Here is an 18,253-nt window from a genome sequence, read left to right as displayed (position 1 = left end):
GCAACACCAGCAGCCCACCCCGCAAGACGGCACGGGGCGGCGCTTTCAGGCGAGTGCCCGGCCCCTGGGCCGGTGCACCGGAAGGCTTACTTCAGCGGCAGGGTCGGCACTTCGCCGTCGAACCAGGTCTTGTAGATCTTGGCGTAGGTGCCATCGGCGACGATCTGCTTCAGGCCGGCGTTGATCTTGTCCAGCAGTTCCTTGTTGCCCTTCTTGACGGCGATGCCGAAGTACTGGCGCACGAACTTGGTGTCGCCGACCACCTTGAATTTCTTCTCGGGATGGCTCTTGATGTAGAACTTGATCACGCCCACATCGCCCACGGCCGCATCAACGCCACCGCGATACAGTTCCTCCAGCATCAGCACGGTGTTGTCGAAGCGGTGGATGGCGGTGCTGGCCTTGCCCAGTTCTTCGGAGACCACGATGTCACCGGCGGTGGAATTGACCACGGCCACTTGCGTCTTCTTCAGGTCGGCCAGCGAGGCGATCTTGGCATCGGCGTTGGTGATGATGACTTGTTCGGCCGGGAAGTACGGCAGCGAGAAGTCGACCATCTGGGCGCGCTTGTCGGTGATGGTGATGCCGGAGATGATGATGTCGCGGTCACCCTGGCCGAGGGTGGCGAAGATGCCTTCCCAGGGCGTGCTCACCAGCTGGATCTTGAAGTTGGAGGCCTGCGAGATGGCCTTGATCAGGTCGATGTCGAAGCCGACCAGTTCCTTCTTCGGGGTTTCGAATTCGAAGGGGCGATAGGTACCGCCGGCGCCGACCACGTAGGTCTGGTCAGCTGCGAAGGTGCTGCCGGCAGCACAGGACAGGGCCAGCGCGCTGGCGGCCACGGTGAAGAATTTCTTGAGAGACATGATGACTTCTTTCTGACGGAGGAGTAATCCGGGAGAGCAAGATGCGTGCGCACCCCGCTGTCGCCCCCGGCGTGCGAGCGCTTCCCGGCACGCGGGAATACGGGGACATTACCCTGCACCCGCCCACCGGACGCGACAAAACCCTGAATGATCGGGCATTGCCCGCAATCCTTCAACCTCCAATTGCAGACGATGAGAGCCATCAGCCAAACTCAGCGCATCAGTGTGGATTTTCCGAACAGACTTTCGACCAGGTCCACCACCACCTCCGCCGTCTGGTTGCGCACATCGCAGGCCGGGTTCAATTCCATCACATCCAGTGAAGCGAGGCGGCCGGTATCGGCGATCATTTCCATGCACAGCTGCGCCTCGCGATAGGTCGGCCCGCCCAGCACGGCCGTGCCCACGCCGGGAGCCAGTGCGGCATCGAGGAAATCCACATCGAAACTCACATGCAGATGGGTCTCCGGGCCCATGCCGGCCAGCGCCTCCTGCATGGTGGCGCGCATGCCGTATTCATCGATGTGGCGCATGTCGAAGACGCGCACGCCCAGCTCGCGCAGGTGGCGCTTTTCTTCACGGTCGACGCTGCGGATGCCGATCTGGCAGATCTGCTGCGGCTGCATGGCCGGCGTCTGCCCACCCAGGCGAATGAGCGCTTCGGGCCCCATCCCCAGCAGACAGGCCACCGGCATGCCGTGGATATTGCCGGTCGGGGTGGACTGGCTGGTGTTGGCATCGGCATGGGCATCCAGCCACAGCACGCGCAAGTCCTTGCCATGCGTGCGACAGTGACGCGCCACGGCAGTGATCGACCCGACCGCCAGCGCGTGGTCGCCGCCCATGAGCAGCGGGACTTCACCCTCGGCCAGGCTGCCCGATACGGCATCGAAGACGGCCTGGTTCCACTGCACCACCTGTTCCAGATGGCGCAAGCCCTGTACCGGCGGCTGCTGCGGATTGGCCGGACCGCCCAGGTCACCGCCATCGATGACGTCCAGTCCATGCTGCTGCAGGCTGCGCTGCAGCTCGGCCACGCGCAGGGCGGCCGGTCCCATGGAGGCACCACGGCGGCTGGCGCCCACATCGGTGGGGGCGCCCATCATCCTGATCTTGTTCATGCGTTTGCCTGCTCCTTGTAGGGAAGAACGGGGATGGCCAAGCCATACAAGTCCTTGGGGTTGTCCAGTACGGGGACCAGATCGATCTGCTGCGCATGATGCGCATCGATATGGTCATCCAGGTAGCGCAGCGCCGAGAAATCCTCCAGCGCGAAACCGACCGAATCGAAGACCGTCACCTCATGGGCATCGCGGCGGCCTGCTGCCTTGCCGGCCAGCACTTCCCACAGTTCGGTCACCGCAAAGTCCGGCGGCATCTGCTGCACTTCCCCTTCGATACGCGATTGCGGTGCGAATTCCACCACCACGCGCGCTTTCTCCAGCACGCCGCGATGCAGTTCGGTCTTGCCGGGGCAATCGCCGCCGACCGCATTGAGGTGCATGCCCGCTTCGATCATGTCCGGATGCACGATCACTGCCCGGCGCTTGTCGGCGGTCACGGTGGTGACGATGTCGGCCCCCGCCACCGCCTCGGCCGTGCTGCGCGCACGGATCAGCCGCAATGCAGGCCAATCGCGCAGATTACGCATCAGCTTGTCCGTGGCGGCCGGGTCGACATCGAAGAGCCGCATTTCCGTGATGCCCAGCTGAGTATGGAAAGCGATGGCCTGGAACTCCGCCTGGGCACCATTGCCGATGAGCGCCATGCTGCGGCTGTTCGGGCGCGCCAAGTGATGCGCCCCAAGTACCGAGGTCGCCGCCGTGCGCAAGGCCGTCGTCAAGGTCAGCTCCGAGAGCAGGCGCGGATAGCCGCTGGCCACCTCGGCCAGCACACCGAAGGCGGTAACCGTCAACAAACCCTGCGCCGTATTGGCGGGATGGCCGTTGACGTACTTGAAGGCATACCAGCGTCCATCCGAAATGGGCATCAGCTCGATCACCCCGCGCGCCGAGTGGCTGGCCACGCGCGCGCTCTTGTCGAATTGCGGCCAGCGCAGGAAGTCCTCGCGCAGATACTGCACCATGCCGCCGATCACCTCCGGCAAGGGATGCGTGGCCAGATAGGCTTGCAGGTCCGACGTTCCGATGTACTTGACCATGATGCATCAGCCTCTTGTGCAAAGGCTGCCTCGGCAGTGGCGATGGATGAAATCTTATCCACAACGAAGCGAAACAGGCTTTCGTTTTTCGTCATGATTTGCCATGATGACGAAATATTATTTCGTGGCGATGAATCTCATGGACAAGATCGACATCAAGATCCTGGAACTGCTGCAAGCCGACGGCCAGATCAGCAACGTCGACCTGGCCGAGCGCATCCACCTCTCGCCACCGCAGTGCATGCGGCGCGTGCGTGCGCTGGAGGAGCAAGGCGTGATCCGCCGCTATGCCGCCCTGGTGGCACCGGCCGAGGTCGGACTCAATGTCACGGCCTTTGTCTCGCTGTCGCTGGACCGGGCGCAATTCAAGCAGGTGCGCGCAGTGGAAAAGGTGATCAAGGCCTTTCCTGAAATCGTCGAGTGCTACACCATCTCGGGCGACTTCGATTACCTGCTCAAGGTGGTCTCGCAGGATCTCAAGAGCCTGTCGCACTTCCTCACCGACCGCCTGATGCAGGTCCCCGGCGTGGCCGGGCTGCGCTCCATGATCTGCCTGGAAGAGGTCAAGCCGACCTCGCCACTGCCCATCACCCTGCCCCCGCGATAGGTCCGGGCACTCCACAAAAAAACAGGGCCGCCCCGAAGGACGGCCCTGTTTCTGCATCACGCGGCGTGTGCTATACCGCTCAGATCTCCACCTTGGTGCCCAGCTCCACCACCCGGTTGGCCGGGATGTGGAAGAAGTCCGACGGCTTGGCACCGTTCTGGTACATCCAGGCGAACAGGCGCTCCCGCCACAGCGACATGCCCAGCAGCTTGCTCGGTACCACCGTGTCGCGCGCCAGGAAGAAGGAGGTATCCATCAGGTCGAAGTGATGGCCGAACTGCTGCTCGGTCAGCGTCATGACCTTCTGCACTTCCGGTGCTTCCTTGAAGCCGAAGGCGGCGCGCAGCAGGTAGACGTCGCCGCCCAGGTCCTTCATGGTCAGGCGCTCGCTGTCGGCCACGTAAGGCACGTCCCAGATGCTGATTTTCAGGAAGAACACGCGCTCATGCAGGATGCGGTTGTGCTTCAGGTTGTGCAGCAGCGCGACCGGGACGGTAGCGATGTTGCCGGTCATGAAGACGGCGGTCCCGCCCACGCGATGCGGCGGATGCGCCAGCAGGCCTTCGATGAAGGGCTCGATGGGAATGCCGTCGTCCTTGATGCGCATGCGCAGCAGCATGCGGCCCGAGTACCAGGTCATCAGCAGGAAGAAGGCCGCGCCGCCGATGACCAGCGGGAACCAGCCACCCTCGGTAAGTTTGAGCAGGTTGGCCGCGAAGAAGGCCACGTCGACCACCATGAAGCAGCCGATGGCCACCACCACGGCCGGCATGCGCCACTTCCAGATGTGGCGCATCACCACGCCCAGCAACATGGTGGTAATCACCATGGTGGTGGTCACGGCCACGCCATAGGCGGCGGCCAGGTTGTCGGATTTCTTGAAGGCCAGCACCACAGCGACCACCAGCACCAGCAGCATCCAGTTGATCAGGGGAATGTAGATCTGGCCCTGTTCATCCTCGGAGGTATGCAGGATGCGCATGCGCGGCACGAAGCCCAGCAGGATGGCCTGGCTGGTCAGCGAGAAGGCCCCCGAGATCACCGCCTGCGACGCAATCACGGTGGCGCAGGTGGCCAGCACCACCATGGGCAGCACCAGCGGATCGGGGATCATCAGGTAGAAGGGATTCTTGATCGCATCCGGATTGGCGATCAGGTTGGCGCCCTGGCCGAAGTAATTGATCAGCAGCGACGGCATGACCGTAAACAGCCACGCGTAGCGGATCGGCTTGATGCCGAAGTGGCCCATGTCGGCATACAGCGCCTCGGCCCCGGTCAGCACCAGCACCACCGAGCCCAGCACGATGAAGGCCTGCAGCGAATGCTCGGCCATGAAATGCACGGCGTAATACGGGTTGATCGCCACCAGCACTTCCGGTGCCTTGACGATGTTGTAGAGGCCCAGCAGCGCCAGCGAGAAGAACCACAGGAACATCACCGGCCCGAAGAAGCGGCCCACCACGCTGGTGCCATGCCGCTGGATCAGGAACAGGATCACCACGATCACCAGCGTGAGCGGAATGACCGCATGCGCCGTACTCGGCGCGGCGATCTCCAGCCCTTCCACCGCCGAGAGCACGGAGATGGCCGGCGTGATGACGACGTCGCCATAAAACATGCAGGCACCGAAGACGCCCAGCATCATCAGCAGCTTGGCGCGCGGCGAACCTGAGATGGCTGAGCGCAGCGACAGCGCCATCAGCGCCAGCACGCCGCCTTCGCCGTTGTTGTCGGCGCGCAGCACGAACATCACGTACTTGATGGTGACCACGATGGAGATCGACCAGAACAGCATCGAGATGATGCCCAGCACCGCGCCCGGAGAAAACGCGATGCCGTGGTCGGGGCTGAAACATTCCTTCAATGCGTACAGCGGGCTGGTACCGATATCGCCGAACACCACACCCAGCGCGGCCAGGGTAATCAGGTGGAATTTGGTCGACCGGAGGGAAAGGCCTGAATTGGTATGAGATGAACCCATCTTGCTCCCTTTGCTTCTTCAAATAGAGTGCCGGCGGACAGGTTCTGGGGGCAGACGCCACCCTCGGCGGGGAGGGCTGGCCACTGTCCGGGCAGGACGCGTACTTTAGCGCACTCTACCCGTGGTGCGCTCAAAATGCCGCAGACGTCACCCTGACGTTGCGCGCGCGCCTCTCGCCTGGCTTGCGGAACTTGACAGCCGCGCACGGACGCGGTTCCGGAATTGCACTGCCGCAAAAACCTTCATATCGCCTGGAACCGGCGTGGGACAAGGGTTTGCGGCCTATACAGCGGCCGCATATCGATATGCGGTAATCGAGTTTTTCTTTCTCCCTTGCCCTTTATATACTCCGAACGAATAAAGAACCGCGTTTTACCACCATGACGGTTCTAAGCCGAAGCCGCACATCCACTGCCGGATTCTCCACCGAAGCCGGCCGACCTCCACCGCACAGGACACCATGACTACTCGACTCTCTTCCAAAGGGCGCCTGCGGCGTCTCTTTACCACCACCCTGGCGCTGTCGCTGCTGGGCGCGCCGCTGATGGCGCGCGCCGAAGGCCAGCTGCGCATTGCCGAGCAGTTCGGCATCGTCTACCTGCTGTTGAACGTGGCCCAGGACCAGCAACTGATCGAAAAACACGGCAAGACCGCCGGGGTCGACATCAAGGTGGAGTGGCTGAAGCTCTCCGGCGGTTCGGCCGTCAATGACGCGCTGCTGTCGGGTTCGGTCGATATCGCCGGCGCCGGCGTGGGCCCGCTGCTGACCATCTGGGATCGCACCTATGGCAAGCAGAACGTGCGCGGCGTCGCCTCGCTGGGCAACTTCCCCTACTACCTGGTGAGCAACAATCCCAAGGTCAAGACCATCGCCGATTTCGGCGACAAGGACCGCATCGCCGTGCCTGCGGTAGGCGTGTCGGTGCAGTCGCGCGTGCTGCAGCTGGCCTCGGCCAAGCTGTGGGGCGACGCCCAGTACAACAAGCTGGACAAGATCAGCATCGCCGTGCCGCACCCGGATGCGACTGCGGCCATCATCAGCGGCGGTACCGAGATCACGGGCCACTTCGGCAATCCGCCATTCCAGGAACAGGAACTGGCCGGCAACCCCAACGCGCACATCGTGCTGAAGTCCTATGACGTGCTGGGCGGCCCCTCCTCGGCCACCGTGCTGTACGCCACCGAGAAATTCCGCAAGGACAATCCCAAGACCTACGGTGCCTTCCTCGGTGCCCTGGATGAAGCGGCCAAATTCATCAGCGCCAATCCCGAGAAGGCGGCCGACATCTACCTGAAGGTCAACAAGGGCAACACCGACCGCAAGCTGCTGCTGCAGATCATCAAGAACCCGGAAGTGCAGTTCAAGATCGCCCCGCAGAATACCTATGGCCTGGCCGAGTTCATGCATCGCGTGGGGGCCATCAAGAACAAGCCGGCCTCGGTGAAGGATTACTTCTTTGATGATGCGCACGTGCAAGGGGGCAGCTGAAATGGCTTTTTCGCTGAAATCATATAAATCATTTGCAGCCATGCTGGCCGGCGTCATCGCGCTGGGCAGCGCAGCCTCTGTCCACGCCGAAGGCACGATCCGCATCGCCCAGCAATTCGGCATCGGCTACCTGATACTCGACGTGGTGCAGGACCAGAAGCTGATCGAAAAATACGGCAAGCAGGAAGGCGTGGACATCAAGGTCGAGTGGACCAGCCTGTCGGGCGCCACCGGCATGAACGAAGCCCTGCTGGCCGGGGCGCTGGACGTGGTCTCGGCCGGTGCGCCGCCGGCCCTGGTGCTGTGGGACCGCACGCGCGGACGCCAGAACGTCAAGGCAATCGCCTCGCTGGGCTCCATGCCCAACTACCTGCTGAGCAACAATCCCAAGGTCAGGACCATCAAGGACTTCAGCGACAAGGACCGCATCGCCGTCCCGGCCGCAGGCGTCGGCTTCCAGTCGCGCACGCTGCAGATCGAAACTGCCAAGGTATTCGGCAAGGAAGATTTCAAGCGCTTCGACAGCATCAGCGTGAGCCTCTCGCATCCGGATGCCACGGCGGCCCTGATCGCGGGCGGCTCGGAAATCAATGCGCACTTCTCCAGCCCGCCCTTCCAGTACCAGGCGCTGGAAAACAAGAACGTGCACAAGGTCATCAGCTCCTACGACATCATGGGCGGCCCGGCGACCTTCAACGTGCTCTACACGACGCAGAAATTCCACGACGAGAATCCCAAGACCTACCGCGCCTTCTACAAGGCGCTGGTGGAAGCGGCCGAGTTCGTGCGCAACAACAAGGCCAAGGCGGCCGATACCTTCATCCGCGTGCAGAAGTCCAAGCTCTCGCCGGAGTTCGTGCGCAAGATCGTGGAAGACCCGGAAATCAACTTCACCGTCTCGCCCGAGCGCACCTTCGTCTATGCCGAGCAGCTGCATGCGCTGGGCGTGCTGAAGAATCGCGCCAGCAGCTGGAAGGATTACTTCTTCGAGGAAGCGTATGCACAACCCGGCAGCTGAAACCGCCAGCGTGAGCGCCGCAGCCAGCCTGCAGCCGCTGCTGCAGGTGGACCGCGTGAGCCTGCAATACCGTACCGCCACGGCCGTGGTGCAGGCCACGCATGAAGTCAGTTTCGACGTGCATCCGGCGGATCGCTTCGTGCTGCTGGGCCCGTCGGGATGTGGCAAGTCCAGCCTGCTCAAGTCGGTCGCGGGCTTCCTGCCACCGGCTGGCGGCGAGATCCGTCTCGACGGCCAGGTGGTGCATCAGCCGGGGCCGGACCGCATCGTGGTGTTCCAGGAATTCGACCAGTTGCCGCCGTGGAAGACGGTGCTGCAGAACGTGATGTTTCCGCTGCTGGCCTCACGCACGCTGGGCAAGCGCGAAGCCGCCGAGCGCGCGCGCCATTACCTGGAGAAGGTGGGCCTGGCGCGCTTTGCCGATGCCTATCCGCACACGCTCTCGGGCGGCATGAAGGCACGCGTGGCGATTGCCCGCGCGCTGGCGATGCAACCCAAGATGCTGCTGATGGATGAGCCCTTCGCCGCCCTCGATGCGCTGACCCGCCGCAAGATGCAGGAAGAATTGCTGGCGCTGTGGGATGAGGTGCGCTTCACCCTGCTGTTCGTGACGCACTCCATCGAAGAAGCACTGGTGGTGGGCAACCGCATCCTGCTGCTCTCGCCCCATCCGGGCCGCGTGCGCGCCGAGATCAACAGCCATCAATACGACTTGTCCAGCCTCGGCGGCGTGGGCTTCCAGCAGACCGCACAGCGCATTCACCGCCTGCTCTTCGATGAAGGCGGCGAGAACAGCGCGGCCAGCACAGCGGCACCGGTCATCAATTTCAGCGATGTCCGTTTTTCTTACTAAAGACCGAAATACGCCATGCCCCAGACTCCCCCGATCCGCGACGAATACGAACTGCCGCTGACTCCCCTGCCCGGCCTGGTGCTGCAGCGCCAGTTCTCGCTGCCGCAGCGCATCTGGCAACAGGGCTGGGTGCGCAAGGGGGCCATCCTGCTGCTGCTGGCGTTGATATGGGAAGGCGTCGCGCGCTGGCAGAACAATGACCTGCTGCTGCCGACTTTCCTGCAGACCGCCCAGGCCTTCATCGATGGCCTCAAGACGGGCGAGCTGTTCGGCAAGACCTGGCTGTCGCTGCAGGTGCTGCTGAAGGCCTATCTGCTGGGCATCGTGGCGGCCTTCGTGCTGACCACGCTGGCGGTGTCGACGCAATTCGGGCGCGACCTGCTGGGTACGCTCACCTCGATGTTCAACCCGCTGCCGGCCATTGCGCTGCTGCCCATCGCCCTGCTGTGGTTCGGGCTGGGCGAAGGCAGCCTGATCTTCGTGCTGGTGCATTCGGTGCTGTGGGCGCTGGCGGTCAATACCTATGCGGGCTTCCTGGGCGTCTCGGACACCCTGCGCATGGCCGGCCGCAACTACGGCCTGCGCGGCCTGGGCTTCGTGCTGCAGGTACTGGTGCCGGCCGCCCTGCCCTCCATCCTGGCGGGATTGCGCATCGGCTGGGCGTTCGCATGGCGCACGCTGATTGCTGCAGAACTGGTGTTCGGTGCCACCAGCGGCAAAGGCGGACTGGGCTGGTACATCTTCCAGAATCGCAACGAACTCTATACCGACAAGGTCTTCGCCGGGCTGGCCATGGTGATCCTGATTGGCCTGCTGGTAGAGAACCTGGTCTTCAATACGCTGGAACGCGTGACCGTAAAGAAGTGGGGCATGCAGCGCTGAGCGCGCTGCACGGCCAGGCTGGCTGTTGCTCAGGAGTTAGTTGCGTTTTCGGACTTACAGCAGCGACAGCTGGTTGGGATCCTCGCGCCGCCGCGATTGCGCCTTGCGGCGCGGGTCGATGACCTGGCCGATATCGCGGCCTTCGGTGGAAATGCCCTCGATGGCCAGCAGCAGTTTCTTGACGTGCAGTCCGCCGGCAAAGCCGGTCAGTTCGCCGCCGGTACCGATGACGCGATGGCAGGGCGCGATGATGGAAATGGGATTGCGGCCATTGGCAGCACCCACGGCGCGCACCGCCTTGTCGTTGCCGAGCTGGCGCGCGATATCGAGATAGGTGCGGGTCTGTCCATAAGGGATGTCGAGCAGGGCCGACCATACCTGGCGCTGGAATTCGGTGCCTTCAAAATGCAGCGGGATATCGAAGCTCTCGCGTTCGCCGGCAAAATATTCGCGCAGCTGATGTTCGGTTTCGATCAGGACCGGACGGTCTTCATCTTCCACCATCTCACCCAGGCGCACGCGCAGGGCATCATCGTCCTCCCACAGGATGGCCGCCAGGTGATCCCCCTTGGCCACCAGCTTGAGCAAACCGGCCGGGGAGGCCATCAGCTTGTACGCGTATTCCATTGGCATCTCGTTTGTTGCGTTGAGGGGGCTGATTCTACTGTGTCGGCAGCGAGATGGGGAGGCATTCTCCCAATGAAAACAGGGCGCTGCCTTCCAGCAGCGCCCTGCGCATGAGGTTGCTTCGCTTCACACCGTCAACACCGACTGCCCGCTCTCGTTCAACGCGTCATATACCCGCGTGCATACGCGGCAAAACAGATGGCTGCGCTTGACATGGTGATGCCGCAGCACCAGCTGCAGCGCCACGCCTTCGCAATGCGGGCAAGCCTCGCGCATCGGGCCCACCGGCGTGACCTCGGCGGCCAGGAAGCCGTTGGGGGTCATGATGCCGTCCACGACTTCGCGCGGATCCAGTTCCACCAGTTTCAACAGCAGGGGTGTGGTGCGCTGGTGGTAGCGCGCGCGTTCGCGCGGGGGAACGAGGGGACTGAAGGGCAGGGGCGGGGACGATCGGACATCCGGTTGCCGGGTGGCCATGCTCATGGGTATCTCCTGGGTGAGAACTGCTGAGACTGTTCGGATCTGCGTGAGAAGGAAGGGCGCGCGCCACTTCCGGGTGCCGCATCCGCGCTGGCTGTTGTCTCCTGGTGGAAGCAGCTGGCGGCGCGACGAGTCTTTACTCTAGTCGGCGCAGCGACGGACTTCAATGGCCACTCGCAAAGAAATTTTGTGTTGTCTGGACTGCAATTGCTCAGGTAATGGTTATCATCGGCCAGGCAAAAAATTACGCGACGGATTTTCGAATTTGCAAGCAGAACGGCCCATGACTTTGCTTTCGCGGCATCCTGAGGGGCTGCATGCCCGAACTGCTACAAATCACCCCATTGGCTCTACAATCTCAGCATGACAACGCTCAACGACATCGAAGCCGCCGCCCAGCGGCTGCAAGGCCAGATCCTGGAGACACCCTGTGTGGAATCGCGCACGCTGTCCCAGATCGTCGGCGCCCAGGTCTTCCTGAAATTCGAAAACCTGCAATTCACCGCCTCCTTCAAGGAACGCGGCGCCTGCAACAAGATGGTCGACGTCGCCGCCAGCGAAGGCGGTGCGCGCGGCGTGGTGGCCATGTCGGCGGGCAACCATGCGCAGGGCGTGGCCTATCACGCACAGCGGCTGGGCTTGCCAGCCACCATCGTGATGCCGCGCTTCACGCCCGGCGTGAAGATCGAACGTACACGCGGCTTCGGTGCCAATGTCGTGCTGCATGGCGACACCCTGGAAGCGGCCCGCACCCACGCCTACGAACTGGCCGAGAAAGAGGGCCTGACCTTCGTCCACCCCTATGACGACGAAGCCATCATCGCCGGCCAGGGTACGGTTGCGCTGGAGATGATGAAGGCGGTGCCGGACCTGGATTGCCTGGTGGTTTCCATCGGCGGTGGCGGCCTGCTGGCCGGCATGGCCGTGGCCGCGCGTGCCATCAAGCCGGAGATCGAGATCGTGGGCGTGCAGACACGCCGCTTCCCGACCATGGTCAATGCCGTCAAGGGTACGGAACACCCGGTCGGTGCCAGCACCATCGCCGAAGGCATCGCGGTCGGCACGCCCGGCACGCTGACCCGCGCCATCATCGCGCGCGAAGCCGACGAGCTGCTGCTGGTCGATGAAGGCGATATCGAACAGGCCGTGCTGATGCTGCTGGAAATCGAAAAGACCCTGGTGGAAGGGGCGGGTGCCGCCGGACTGGCCGCGCTGGTGCGCTATCCGGACCGCTTCCGCGGCAAGCGCGTGGGACTGGTGCTGTCGGGCGGCAACATCGATCCGCTGTTGCTGACGGCCATCATCGAACGCGGCATGGTGCGCGCCGGACGGCTGGCCCGAGTCAAGGTCAGTTCACGCGACGTGCCCGGCACGCTGGCGCGCATCACCGGCATCGTCGCCGAGGCCGGTGCCAACATCGACGAAGTCCACCATCAACGCGCCTTTACGCTCCTGGCCGCGCAAAACGTGGATATCGAACTGGTGCTGCAAACCCGTGGCCGTCCGCATCTGGCCCAGGTGCTGCAAGCCTTGCGCGCGGCCGGCTTCGAGGCCGAAGAGCTGCACTGACCGCCAGCCTCGCCGCCGCGCCGGATCCCGGATTCAGCGGCGGCGATGGAACCGGATCTTCTGTTCCAGCGGCGGCAGGGCCTCACCGCTATCGCCACAGCCATCACACGCACCGCCACTACAGCCACCGCTCTTGGCGGGCGGCAGCCAGCGCCGGCCAAGGGCCTGCCACATCCCCGCACGACGACGTATCAACCAGCTCGCCAGCCGCGCCTGCCAGCGCCAGCTTGCCGAGGGTGCCAGCTTGCGCAGCATGTAGAGCGCACTGGCCGTCACCAGCGCGGCAATGACCGCGTATTGCCACCACAGCGTGTGATTCATGCCAGCCACCTCGCGATGTTGTAGGTCAGGAAGGACGCGGCATAGGCCAGTACGAACATGTAGCCGAAGGACAGCGCCACCATGCGCCAGGACTGGGTCTCGCGGCGGATGATGGCCAGCGTGGACATGCACTGCGGCGCAAAGGCGAACCACACCATCAGCGACAGCGCACTGGCCAGCGAGATATGCGCAGCCAGCGCGCTTTGCAGCGCCGCGCCTTCTTCACCGCCCACCGCATAGACGGTGGCCAGCGTGGCCACGGCGGTCTCCCGCGCGGCGAAGGCGGGGATCAGCGACAGGCTGATCTGCCAGTTGAAGCCCAGCGGAGCGAACAGCATTTGCAGGCTGTGGCCGATATAACCGGCGATGGAATAATCGATGGCGGCGCGGGTCGCGCCCTCCGGTGCCGAGGGGAAAGTGCAGATGGCCCACATCAGTACCGTCAGCGCCAGCATCACGCCGGTCAGGCGCTTGAGGAAGATGGCACCGCGTTCCCACAGGCCCAGCGCAATGTCGCGCCAATTCGGCAGGCGATAGGAGGGCAGCTCCATCAACAGCGCGCGCTCCTGGCGCGCATTGCCGATGCGCTTGGCCACCCAGGCCACCAACATGGCGGCGGCAATCCCCGCCACATAGAGACAGAACAGCGCCAGCCCCTGCAGGTTGAAGATCCCCAGCACCGGACGATGCGGAATGAAGGCACCGATCAGCAAGGCATACACCGGCAGGCGCGCCGAACAGGTCATCAGCGGCGCGACCAGAATGGTCGCCAGCCGGTCACGCGGATCGGTGATGCTGCGCGTGCCCATGATGCCGGGAATGGCACAGGCGAAGCTGGAAAGCAGGGGAATGAAGGAACGTCCCGACAAGCCCACCGAGACCATCAGCTTGTCCAGCACGAAGGCCGCGCGCGGCAGGTACCCGGACTCCTCCAGCAGCAGGATGAAGAAAAACAGCACCAGGATCTGCGGCAGGAAACCCAGCACCGTGCCCAGCCCGGCCAGCAGGCCATCGGTGACCAGCCCGCGCAAGGGCCCCTCCGGCAGCCACTCGCCGACCACGCCGCCGAGCGTGCCGAAACCATCGGCAATGGCGTCCGTCATGGGCTTGCCGATGGCATACACCGCCTGGAACACCAGGAACATGGTCAGCGCCAGCAACAGCACCCCGAAGACCGGATGCAGCGCCACGCGGTCGATCGCATCATCGCGGCGGTCGGTCGGGGCCGGCATCACCACGGTATCGGCCAGCAGCGCGCGCACTTCCACGTGCAGGTCCTCCGGTGCCTGCGCGGCCGGGGAGGGCACGGGGGCCTGCGTATCGATGGCCGCCACCAGCGCGCGCGTGCCGCCGCGCCTGACCGCGATGGTCTCGATCACCGGCATGCCCAGCCGCTGCGACAGCGCCGCCACGTCGATGCGGATACCGCGCCGGGCGGCTGCATCCATCATGTTCAGCGCCAGCACCATGGGCCGGCCCAGGCGGCGTACTTCCAGCACGAAGCGCAGGTGCAGGCGCAGGTTGGTGGCATCGGCCACGCAGACGATCAGGTCCGGCACCGTCTCGCCGGGATAGCGGCCGGCCAGCACCGCCTGCGTCACGCGTTCATCAGGGCTCACGGATTGCAGGCTGTAAGCGCCCGGCAGGTCCATCACACGTACATGGCGTCCGGAAGGGGCGGTGAAGGCACCCGACTTGCGCTCCACGGTCACCCCCGCGTAGTTGGCGACCTTCTGGCGCGCGCCAGTCAGCTGGTTGAAGAGGGCGGTCTTGCCGCAATTCGGATTGCCCACCAGGGCGATGTTGAGGGCGGCGCTGCTCATGCCGCCGCTCCCGCAGCCAGCGTCACGCGCTCGGCTTCGGCACGGCGCAGGGCAAATCGCGTCGAGCCGATCTGGACCACGATGGGATCGCCGCCAAAGGGTGCGCTGGCCACCACCCGCACCGGTTCACCGCGCACGAAACCGAGGTCGCGCAGGCGCGCGGCCACGGCATCGGCGGGTTGAAGGTCAGTCACCTGGTCGACGATGGCACCGACCCCCTTGGCTAGTTCAGTAAGACGCATGGTTTTTCTTCTGATCAGGATTCAGGAACGATTCTCATTATATTCCCTCACCCTGATGAACGCCTGACGGCTGCTGACCGGCAGCGCCCCGCCGGGCCTTGTCCGGCGCGGCTGCGGCGATATGCCGCAGCGACCGCCGCGCAATCCTCTCCAAGGTGTTGTATTAAAGATAATGAAAGAAACGCAACTTCATCATTTTCTTTTATCATCTGAACAATAATTTCGGCAATCATGTCGCTTCTTCGCCGAATCCCGTTGAAATTTCCATGCGTAAATTTTTGCAGCGCACTATACTTATTTTTGTTTCCACAGGGAAATGCATGACCGGCTGCGCAGGCCGGATGACTGGGAGCCGGAAGGGCCGCGTGGGGGTGGCCGGGCCGGTGCGATCGATTCAAGCAGCTTGCACGGGAGCAGGCCTGTCGGCCTGAGTGACAACAACAAGATGATTCCACATCCAGCAGGGCCCGCCGGATCCGACATGCCGCAGCCGATGCCGCTGCGCACGTTGCTGGCTGAAATCAGCGCATTGACGCTGCACGTACAGCAACTGAGCCGCATGGCCGGCGAGGCCAGCGCACTGATCGACAACAGCCAGAGGCCGGCACCCATTGCCCCGTCACCCTCAGGAGTCAGCAGCCAGGATGACGAGGCCGATGCCAGCCCCGCCCATCCATCCCCCTCGGTAGACCTGGAAGACGCCATCCTGCGCATCTTCGACGAGACCTTCGGGCCGCGCACCGACACCCTGGAACGCCAGATGAGCATGAGCCTGATCGCCGAGATCGGCCCGGCCGCCTTCGTGCAGAAGGTGCTGTGGGGCGAGGAGATCAGCGACATCGCGCTGACCATCGCGCTGGAGCGCATGCTGCCCGCGCTGGAACTGCTGGTGGAGGCGCATCCGCGCGCCTTCCTGCGGCAGGCCAACTCGGTGCTGGGGCGCTTCAAGTCCAACTAGGACGTTTATTCAACTCACTTGTCCGGCGCGCTGCGCTTGAGCGAACGCTGCAAGTGCGCCGCAAAGCGCGAGGCCGCAATCGACTGCCGGTGATAGGCCAGCGACAGCTGCGCGCGCGGTGCCGGCTCACGGATGTCGATATAGCGCACCTGGGCCAGTTGCACCTGTTCGATCGCCTCGGGCACGATGGAGATGCCCAGCCCCGCGGCCACCAGATTGATGGCCGAGGTCAGTTGCGGGGCCAGCTGGATCACCTGCGGGTCGAAGCCGGCCGCCTGGCAGGCGCTGAAGATGTTGTCATAGAGTGCCGAGCCCTTGCCGCGCGGGACCATGATGAAATTCTCCCCGGCCAGATCCTGCAAGTACAGCGACTTGCGCCGCGCCAGCGGATGCGAACGCGGCAGCGCCACCTTCAGTTTTTCCGCCGGCAGCTCGACCACGCCCAGCTCCGCCGAGGGCGTGGTGACGATGCGCACGAAGGCCGCATCCAGCTGTGAGGCAGCGATATCGGCCAGCAGCTGTTCGGTGATGCCTTCACTCAGGGAAATTTCCAGCTTGCGATGGCGTTCGCGGAATTGCTGCAAGGCGTGCGACACCAGCGGATGAAATACCGCCGACGAAGTAAATCCCATGCGCAACAAACCCACTTCGCCGCTGGCCGCCTGCTGCGCGGCACGCAAGGCCTGCTCGGCATCGTCCACCGCTTTCTGTGCGTGCGGCAGGAACACGCGGCCGACCTCGGACAGCTCCACGCCGTGCGAGGTGCGCAGGAAGAGGGCACCGCCGATCTCGGCTTCCAGATCCTGGATCTGCATCGACAGCGGCGGTTGGCCGATGCCGACCTTCTCGGCGGCGCGCGTGAAACTGCGCTGTTCGGCCACGGCCAGGAAATAGCGGAGGTGTCGGAGTTCCATGTCGGGCGCCCTGTGAAGAGTGGCTGATATCTGTTTTATAGATGGCGAGCGTGGGTGCCATATATTGGACAATATAGCCGAATTATTCCAGACTGCCTCCCTCCACAACACACCCCGTGCGCCGGCCCATCCCTGGCGCGCGCATCGCCATGCAGTCCGTCTCCGATACCTCCACCACCGGCAGCAGCGCCCTCCACGGCAAGCCGGTCAAGCAACCCGCCACCGTTCTACCGCGCGGGGCCGTGCGCGGATCAGCCGCCTATCGCAACATCGTACTGGCCTTGTTCTGTTCCGGTTTCGCCACGTTCTCGCTGCTGTATTGCGTGCAGCCGCTGCTGCCCGCCTTCGCGCAGGAATTCGGCATCGGTGCCGCGAGCGCATCGCTGGCACTCTCGCTGTCGACCGGTTTTCTGGCGGTGTCGATTCTGCTGGCGGGCATGGTGTCGGAACGCTATGGCCGCAAGGAACTGATGTTCGCCTCGCTGGCCACCGCGGCCTGCTGCAACCTGCTGGCCGGGGTGGCACCAAACTGGGAGCTGATCCTGGTGGTGCGTGCGGTGGAGGGCATCGCACTGGGTGGCGTACCGGCGGTGGCGATGGCCTATCTCGCGGAGGAAATCGATGCCAGCGGGCTGGGCTATGCGATGGGGCTGTACGTGGGCGGCAATGCCTTTGGCGGGATGGTGGGGCGGGTGGCGATGAGCACCCTGTCCGAGCACATCGGCTGGCGTCATGCCATGCTGGCCATCGGCGCGCTGGATCTGGCGCTGGCGGTGGCCTTCGTGCTGATGCTGCCGGCCTCGCGCAACTTCGTGCGCAACGGCACGATGCAGTTGCGCGATCACGTCGCGCTGTGGAAGCGCCATCTCGGCCATGCGCGCCTGCCGCTGACCTTCGGCATCGCGGCGCTCAACATGGGCATCTTCGCCACCTCGTACAACTATGCGGGCTTCCGTCTGATGAGCCCGCCGTTCTCGCTCTCGGCCACGCTGACCGGGCTGATCTTCAGCGCCTACATCTTCGGCATCGTGTCCTCTTCCTGGGCCGGTTCGCTGGCCGACCGCTATGGCCGCGCACCGCTGGTGGCGGCCGGCATCGCCACCTCGTGCGCCGGACTGTTCCTGACCTGCACCTCGTCACTGGCGCTGGTGATCACGGGCATCGTGCTGCTGACCATCGGTTTCTTCACCACGCATTCGGCCGCCAGCAGCTGGGTCGGACGCATGGCCAGCAGCGGCCGCGGCCATGCGGCCTCGCTCTATCTGCTGTCCTACTACCTGGGCGGCAGCGTTCTCGGTTCGGCTGGTGGCTGGTTCTGGGAACACTCGGGCTGGAATGCGGTGGCCGCCTTCATGCTGTTGCAGGTGATGACGGCAGCCTGGCTGGCGCGGCGTCTGTGGCGGCAGGGACGCAATTGAAAAGGCCACCAGGCAAGAAGACCCGGACAAAAAAATCCCCGGCC

Annotated in this window: 19 protein-coding genes; 8 read left to right on the top strand and 11 right to left on the bottom strand. The window is 63.9% G+C overall.

The annotated features are described in order from the left end of the window. Positions 1 to 86 precede the first annotated feature (86 nt). From J2X56_RS24640 to J2X56_RS24630, 3 genes are all read right to left on the bottom strand, one after another. The gene (locus J2X56_RS24640) at positions 87 to 866 is read right to left on the bottom strand and encodes a basic amino acid ABC transporter substrate-binding protein (RefSeq protein ID WP_121037266.1); all 780 of its coding nucleotides are present in this window, start codon (positions 864 to 866) and stop codon (positions 87 to 89) included. 212 nt (positions 867 to 1,078) lie between these two features. Beyond that, positions 1,079 to 1,987 (bottom strand): arginase, encoded by a 909-nt coding sequence (rocF, locus tag J2X56_RS24635; protein WP_310163519.1) that lies wholly within the window; start codon positions 1,985 to 1,987, stop codon positions 1,079 to 1,081. Further along, on the bottom strand, positions 1,984 to 3,027 hold the full coding sequence (locus J2X56_RS24630; RefSeq protein ID WP_310163517.1) for an ornithine cyclodeaminase: 1,044 nt from the start codon (positions 3,025 to 3,027) through the stop codon (positions 1,984 to 1,986). Before J2X56_RS24630 ends, rocF begins: the two co-directional genes overlap by 4 nt. Positions 3,028 to 3,166: 139 nt before the next feature. Between J2X56_RS24630 and J2X56_RS24625 the strand changes: the two genes are divergently transcribed. Next, positions 3,167 to 3,634 (top strand): Lrp/AsnC family transcriptional regulator, encoded by a 468-nt coding sequence (locus J2X56_RS24625; protein WP_083859554.1) that lies wholly within the window; start codon positions 3,167 to 3,169, stop codon positions 3,632 to 3,634. A gap of 79 nt (positions 3,635 to 3,713) precedes the next feature. Here J2X56_RS24625 and J2X56_RS24620 read toward each other — a convergent pair whose 3' ends face one another. Further along, positions 3,714 to 5,615: a potassium transporter Kup gene (locus J2X56_RS24620; RefSeq protein ID WP_134221000.1), complete on the bottom strand. Its 1,902-nt coding sequence runs from the start codon at positions 5,613 to 5,615 to the stop codon at positions 3,714 to 3,716. A gap of 460 nt (positions 5,616 to 6,075) precedes the next feature. On the opposite strand from J2X56_RS24620, the gene J2X56_RS24615 reads away from it, so the two are divergent. The 4 genes from J2X56_RS24615 to J2X56_RS24600 are packed head-to-tail and all read left to right on the top strand — an operon-like array spanning position 6,076 to position 9,857. Further along, the gene (locus J2X56_RS24615; protein ID WP_121037278.1) at positions 6,076 to 7,104 is read left to right on the top strand and encodes an ABC transporter substrate-binding protein; all 1,029 of its coding nucleotides are present in this window, start codon (positions 6,076 to 6,078) and stop codon (positions 7,102 to 7,104) included. Between the two features lie 40 nt (positions 7,105 to 7,144). Continuing rightward, entirely contained in the window at positions 7,145 to 8,122 is a 978-nt protein-coding gene (locus tag J2X56_RS24610) for an ABC transporter substrate-binding protein (protein WP_199724986.1), read from the top strand. Next, on the top strand, positions 8,103 to 8,975 hold the full coding sequence (locus tag J2X56_RS24605) for an ABC transporter ATP-binding protein (RefSeq protein ID WP_121037285.1): 873 nt from the start codon (positions 8,103 to 8,105) through the stop codon (positions 8,973 to 8,975). Before J2X56_RS24610 ends, J2X56_RS24605 begins: the two co-directional genes overlap by 20 nt. A 15-nt stretch (positions 8,976 to 8,990) precedes the next feature. Next, a complete protein-coding gene (locus tag J2X56_RS24600; RefSeq protein WP_039782903.1) occupies positions 8,991 to 9,857 on the top strand; it encodes an ABC transporter permease in 867 nt (288 codons plus the stop codon). Positions 9,858 to 9,911: 54 nt separating this feature from the next. Here the strand turns inward: J2X56_RS24600 and J2X56_RS24595 are convergent, their stop codons facing one another. Both J2X56_RS24595 and J2X56_RS24590 read right to left on the bottom strand, forming a co-directional pair. Then, positions 9,912 to 10,484 carry a methylated-DNA--[protein]-cysteine S-methyltransferase gene (locus J2X56_RS24595; RefSeq protein WP_034332298.1) on the bottom strand — a complete coding sequence of 191 codons (573 nt, stop codon included), beginning with the start codon at positions 10,482 to 10,484 and terminating at the stop codon, positions 9,912 to 9,914. Between the two features lie 126 nt (positions 10,485 to 10,610). Next, on the bottom strand, positions 10,611 to 10,967 hold the full coding sequence (locus tag J2X56_RS24590; protein WP_121037288.1) for a hypothetical protein: 357 nt from the start codon (positions 10,965 to 10,967) through the stop codon (positions 10,611 to 10,613). Between the two features lie 360 nt (positions 10,968 to 11,327). Here J2X56_RS24590 and J2X56_RS24585 point away from each other — a divergent pair, with 360 nt between their 5' ends. Further along, positions 11,328 to 12,533: a threonine ammonia-lyase gene (locus tag J2X56_RS24585; protein WP_088757169.1), complete on the top strand. Its 1,206-nt coding sequence runs from the start codon at positions 11,328 to 11,330 to the stop codon at positions 12,531 to 12,533. 33 nt (positions 12,534 to 12,566) lie between these two features. Here the strand turns inward: J2X56_RS24585 and J2X56_RS24580 are convergent, their stop codons facing one another. Genes J2X56_RS24580 through J2X56_RS24565 form a run of 4 tightly spaced genes read right to left on the bottom strand, consistent with a single transcriptional unit; the run spans position 12,567 to position 15,152 of the window. Beyond that, a complete protein-coding gene (locus J2X56_RS24580; protein WP_209569952.1) occupies positions 12,567 to 12,854 on the bottom strand; it encodes a DUF6587 family protein in 288 nt (95 codons plus the stop codon). Next, positions 12,851 to 14,677 carry a ferrous iron transporter B gene (locus J2X56_RS24575; protein ID WP_310163499.1) on the bottom strand — a complete coding sequence of 609 codons (1,827 nt, stop codon included), beginning with the start codon at positions 14,675 to 14,677 and terminating at the stop codon, positions 12,851 to 12,853. The genes J2X56_RS24580 and J2X56_RS24575 overlap by 4 nt, the downstream gene beginning before the upstream one ends. Continuing rightward, on the bottom strand, positions 14,674 to 14,919 hold the full coding sequence (locus J2X56_RS24570) for a ferrous iron transport protein A (protein WP_034332290.1): 246 nt from the start codon (positions 14,917 to 14,919) through the stop codon (positions 14,674 to 14,676). Before J2X56_RS24570 ends, J2X56_RS24575 begins: the two co-directional genes overlap by 4 nt. A gap of 47 nt (positions 14,920 to 14,966) precedes the next feature. Further along, positions 14,967 to 15,152, bottom strand: coding sequence for a hypothetical protein (locus J2X56_RS24565; RefSeq protein WP_209569948.1), 186 nt, complete (start codon positions 15,150 to 15,152; stop codon positions 14,967 to 14,969). Positions 15,153 to 15,400: 248 nt separating this feature from the next. Between J2X56_RS24565 and J2X56_RS24560 the strand changes: the two genes are divergently transcribed. After that, positions 15,401 to 15,877, top strand: coding sequence for a hypothetical protein (locus J2X56_RS24560; protein ID WP_252697518.1), 477 nt, complete (start codon positions 15,401 to 15,403; stop codon positions 15,875 to 15,877). A 14-nt stretch (positions 15,878 to 15,891) separates the two neighbouring features. Here the strand turns inward: J2X56_RS24560 and J2X56_RS24555 are convergent, their stop codons facing one another. Next, the gene (locus J2X56_RS24555; protein WP_310163493.1) at positions 15,892 to 16,791 is read right to left on the bottom strand and encodes a LysR family transcriptional regulator; all 900 of its coding nucleotides are present in this window, start codon (positions 16,789 to 16,791) and stop codon (positions 15,892 to 15,894) included. 149 nt (positions 16,792 to 16,940) lie between these two features. Here J2X56_RS24555 and J2X56_RS24550 point away from each other — a divergent pair, with 149 nt between their 5' ends. Continuing rightward, positions 16,941 to 18,209 carry an MFS transporter gene (locus J2X56_RS24550; protein WP_204726353.1) on the top strand — a complete coding sequence of 423 codons (1,269 nt, stop codon included), beginning with the start codon at positions 16,941 to 16,943 and terminating at the stop codon, positions 18,207 to 18,209. The last annotated feature ends 44 nt before the right edge of the window (positions 18,210 to 18,253 follow it).

Source organism: Herbaspirillum sp. 1173 (genome assembly GCF_031455335.1).
Taxonomy (GTDB): Bacteria; Pseudomonadota; Gammaproteobacteria; order Burkholderiales; family Burkholderiaceae_D; genus Herbaspirillum; species Herbaspirillum huttiense.
The sequence above is the reverse complement of the archived record's forward strand: the minus strand, read 5'-3'. Positions and strand labels throughout refer to the sequence as shown.

Excerpts from the sequence above, each read along its gene's own strand:
- J2X56_RS24640 (WP_121037266.1), bottom strand. The coding sequence starts at position 866 with ATGTCTCTCAAGAAATTCTTCACCGTGGCCGCCAGCGCGCTGGCCCTG.
- rocF (WP_310163519.1), bottom strand. The coding sequence starts at position 1,987 with ATGAACAAGATCAGGATGATGGGCGCCCCCACCGATGTGGGCGCCAGC.
- J2X56_RS24630 (WP_310163517.1), bottom strand. The coding sequence starts at position 3,027 with ATGGTCAAGTACATCGGAACGTCGGACCTGCAAGCCTATCTGGCCACG.
- J2X56_RS24625 (WP_083859554.1), top strand. The coding sequence starts at position 3,167 with ATGGACAAGATCGACATCAAGATCCTGGAACTGCTGCAAGCCGACGGC.
- J2X56_RS24620 (WP_134221000.1), bottom strand. The coding sequence starts at position 5,615 with ATGGGTTCATCTCATACCAATTCAGGCCTTTCCCTCCGGTCGACCAAA.
- J2X56_RS24615 (WP_121037278.1), top strand. The coding sequence starts at position 6,076 with ATGACTACTCGACTCTCTTCCAAAGGGCGCCTGCGGCGTCTCTTTACC.
- J2X56_RS24610 (WP_199724986.1), top strand. The coding sequence starts at position 7,145 with ATGCTGGCCGGCGTCATCGCGCTGGGCAGCGCAGCCTCTGTCCACGCC.
- J2X56_RS24605 (WP_121037285.1), top strand. The coding sequence starts at position 8,103 with ATGCACAACCCGGCAGCTGAAACCGCCAGCGTGAGCGCCGCAGCCAGC.
- J2X56_RS24600 (WP_039782903.1), top strand. The coding sequence starts at position 8,991 with ATGCCCCAGACTCCCCCGATCCGCGACGAATACGAACTGCCGCTGACT.
- J2X56_RS24595 (WP_034332298.1), bottom strand. The coding sequence starts at position 10,484 with ATGGAATACGCGTACAAGCTGATGGCCTCCCCGGCCGGTTTGCTCAAG.
- J2X56_RS24590 (WP_121037288.1), bottom strand. The coding sequence starts at position 10,967 with ATGAGCATGGCCACCCGGCAACCGGATGTCCGATCGTCCCCGCCCCTG.
- J2X56_RS24585 (WP_088757169.1), top strand. The coding sequence starts at position 11,328 with ATGACAACGCTCAACGACATCGAAGCCGCCGCCCAGCGGCTGCAAGGC.
- J2X56_RS24580 (WP_209569952.1), bottom strand. The coding sequence starts at position 12,854 with ATGAATCACACGCTGTGGTGGCAATACGCGGTCATTGCCGCGCTGGTG.
- J2X56_RS24575 (WP_310163499.1), bottom strand. The coding sequence starts at position 14,677 with ATGAGCAGCGCCGCCCTCAACATCGCCCTGGTGGGCAATCCGAATTGC.
- J2X56_RS24570 (WP_034332290.1), bottom strand. The coding sequence starts at position 14,919 with ATGCGTCTTACTGAACTAGCCAAGGGGGTCGGTGCCATCGTCGACCAG.
- J2X56_RS24565 (WP_209569948.1), bottom strand. The coding sequence starts at position 15,152 with ATGATTGCCGAAATTATTGTTCAGATGATAAAAGAAAATGATGAAGTT.
- J2X56_RS24560 (WP_252697518.1), top strand. The coding sequence starts at position 15,401 with ATGCCGCAGCCGATGCCGCTGCGCACGTTGCTGGCTGAAATCAGCGCA.
- J2X56_RS24555 (WP_310163493.1), bottom strand. The coding sequence starts at position 16,791 with ATGGAACTCCGACACCTCCGCTATTTCCTGGCCGTGGCCGAACAGCGC.
- J2X56_RS24550 (WP_204726353.1), top strand. The coding sequence starts at position 16,941 with ATGCAGTCCGTCTCCGATACCTCCACCACCGGCAGCAGCGCCCTCCAC.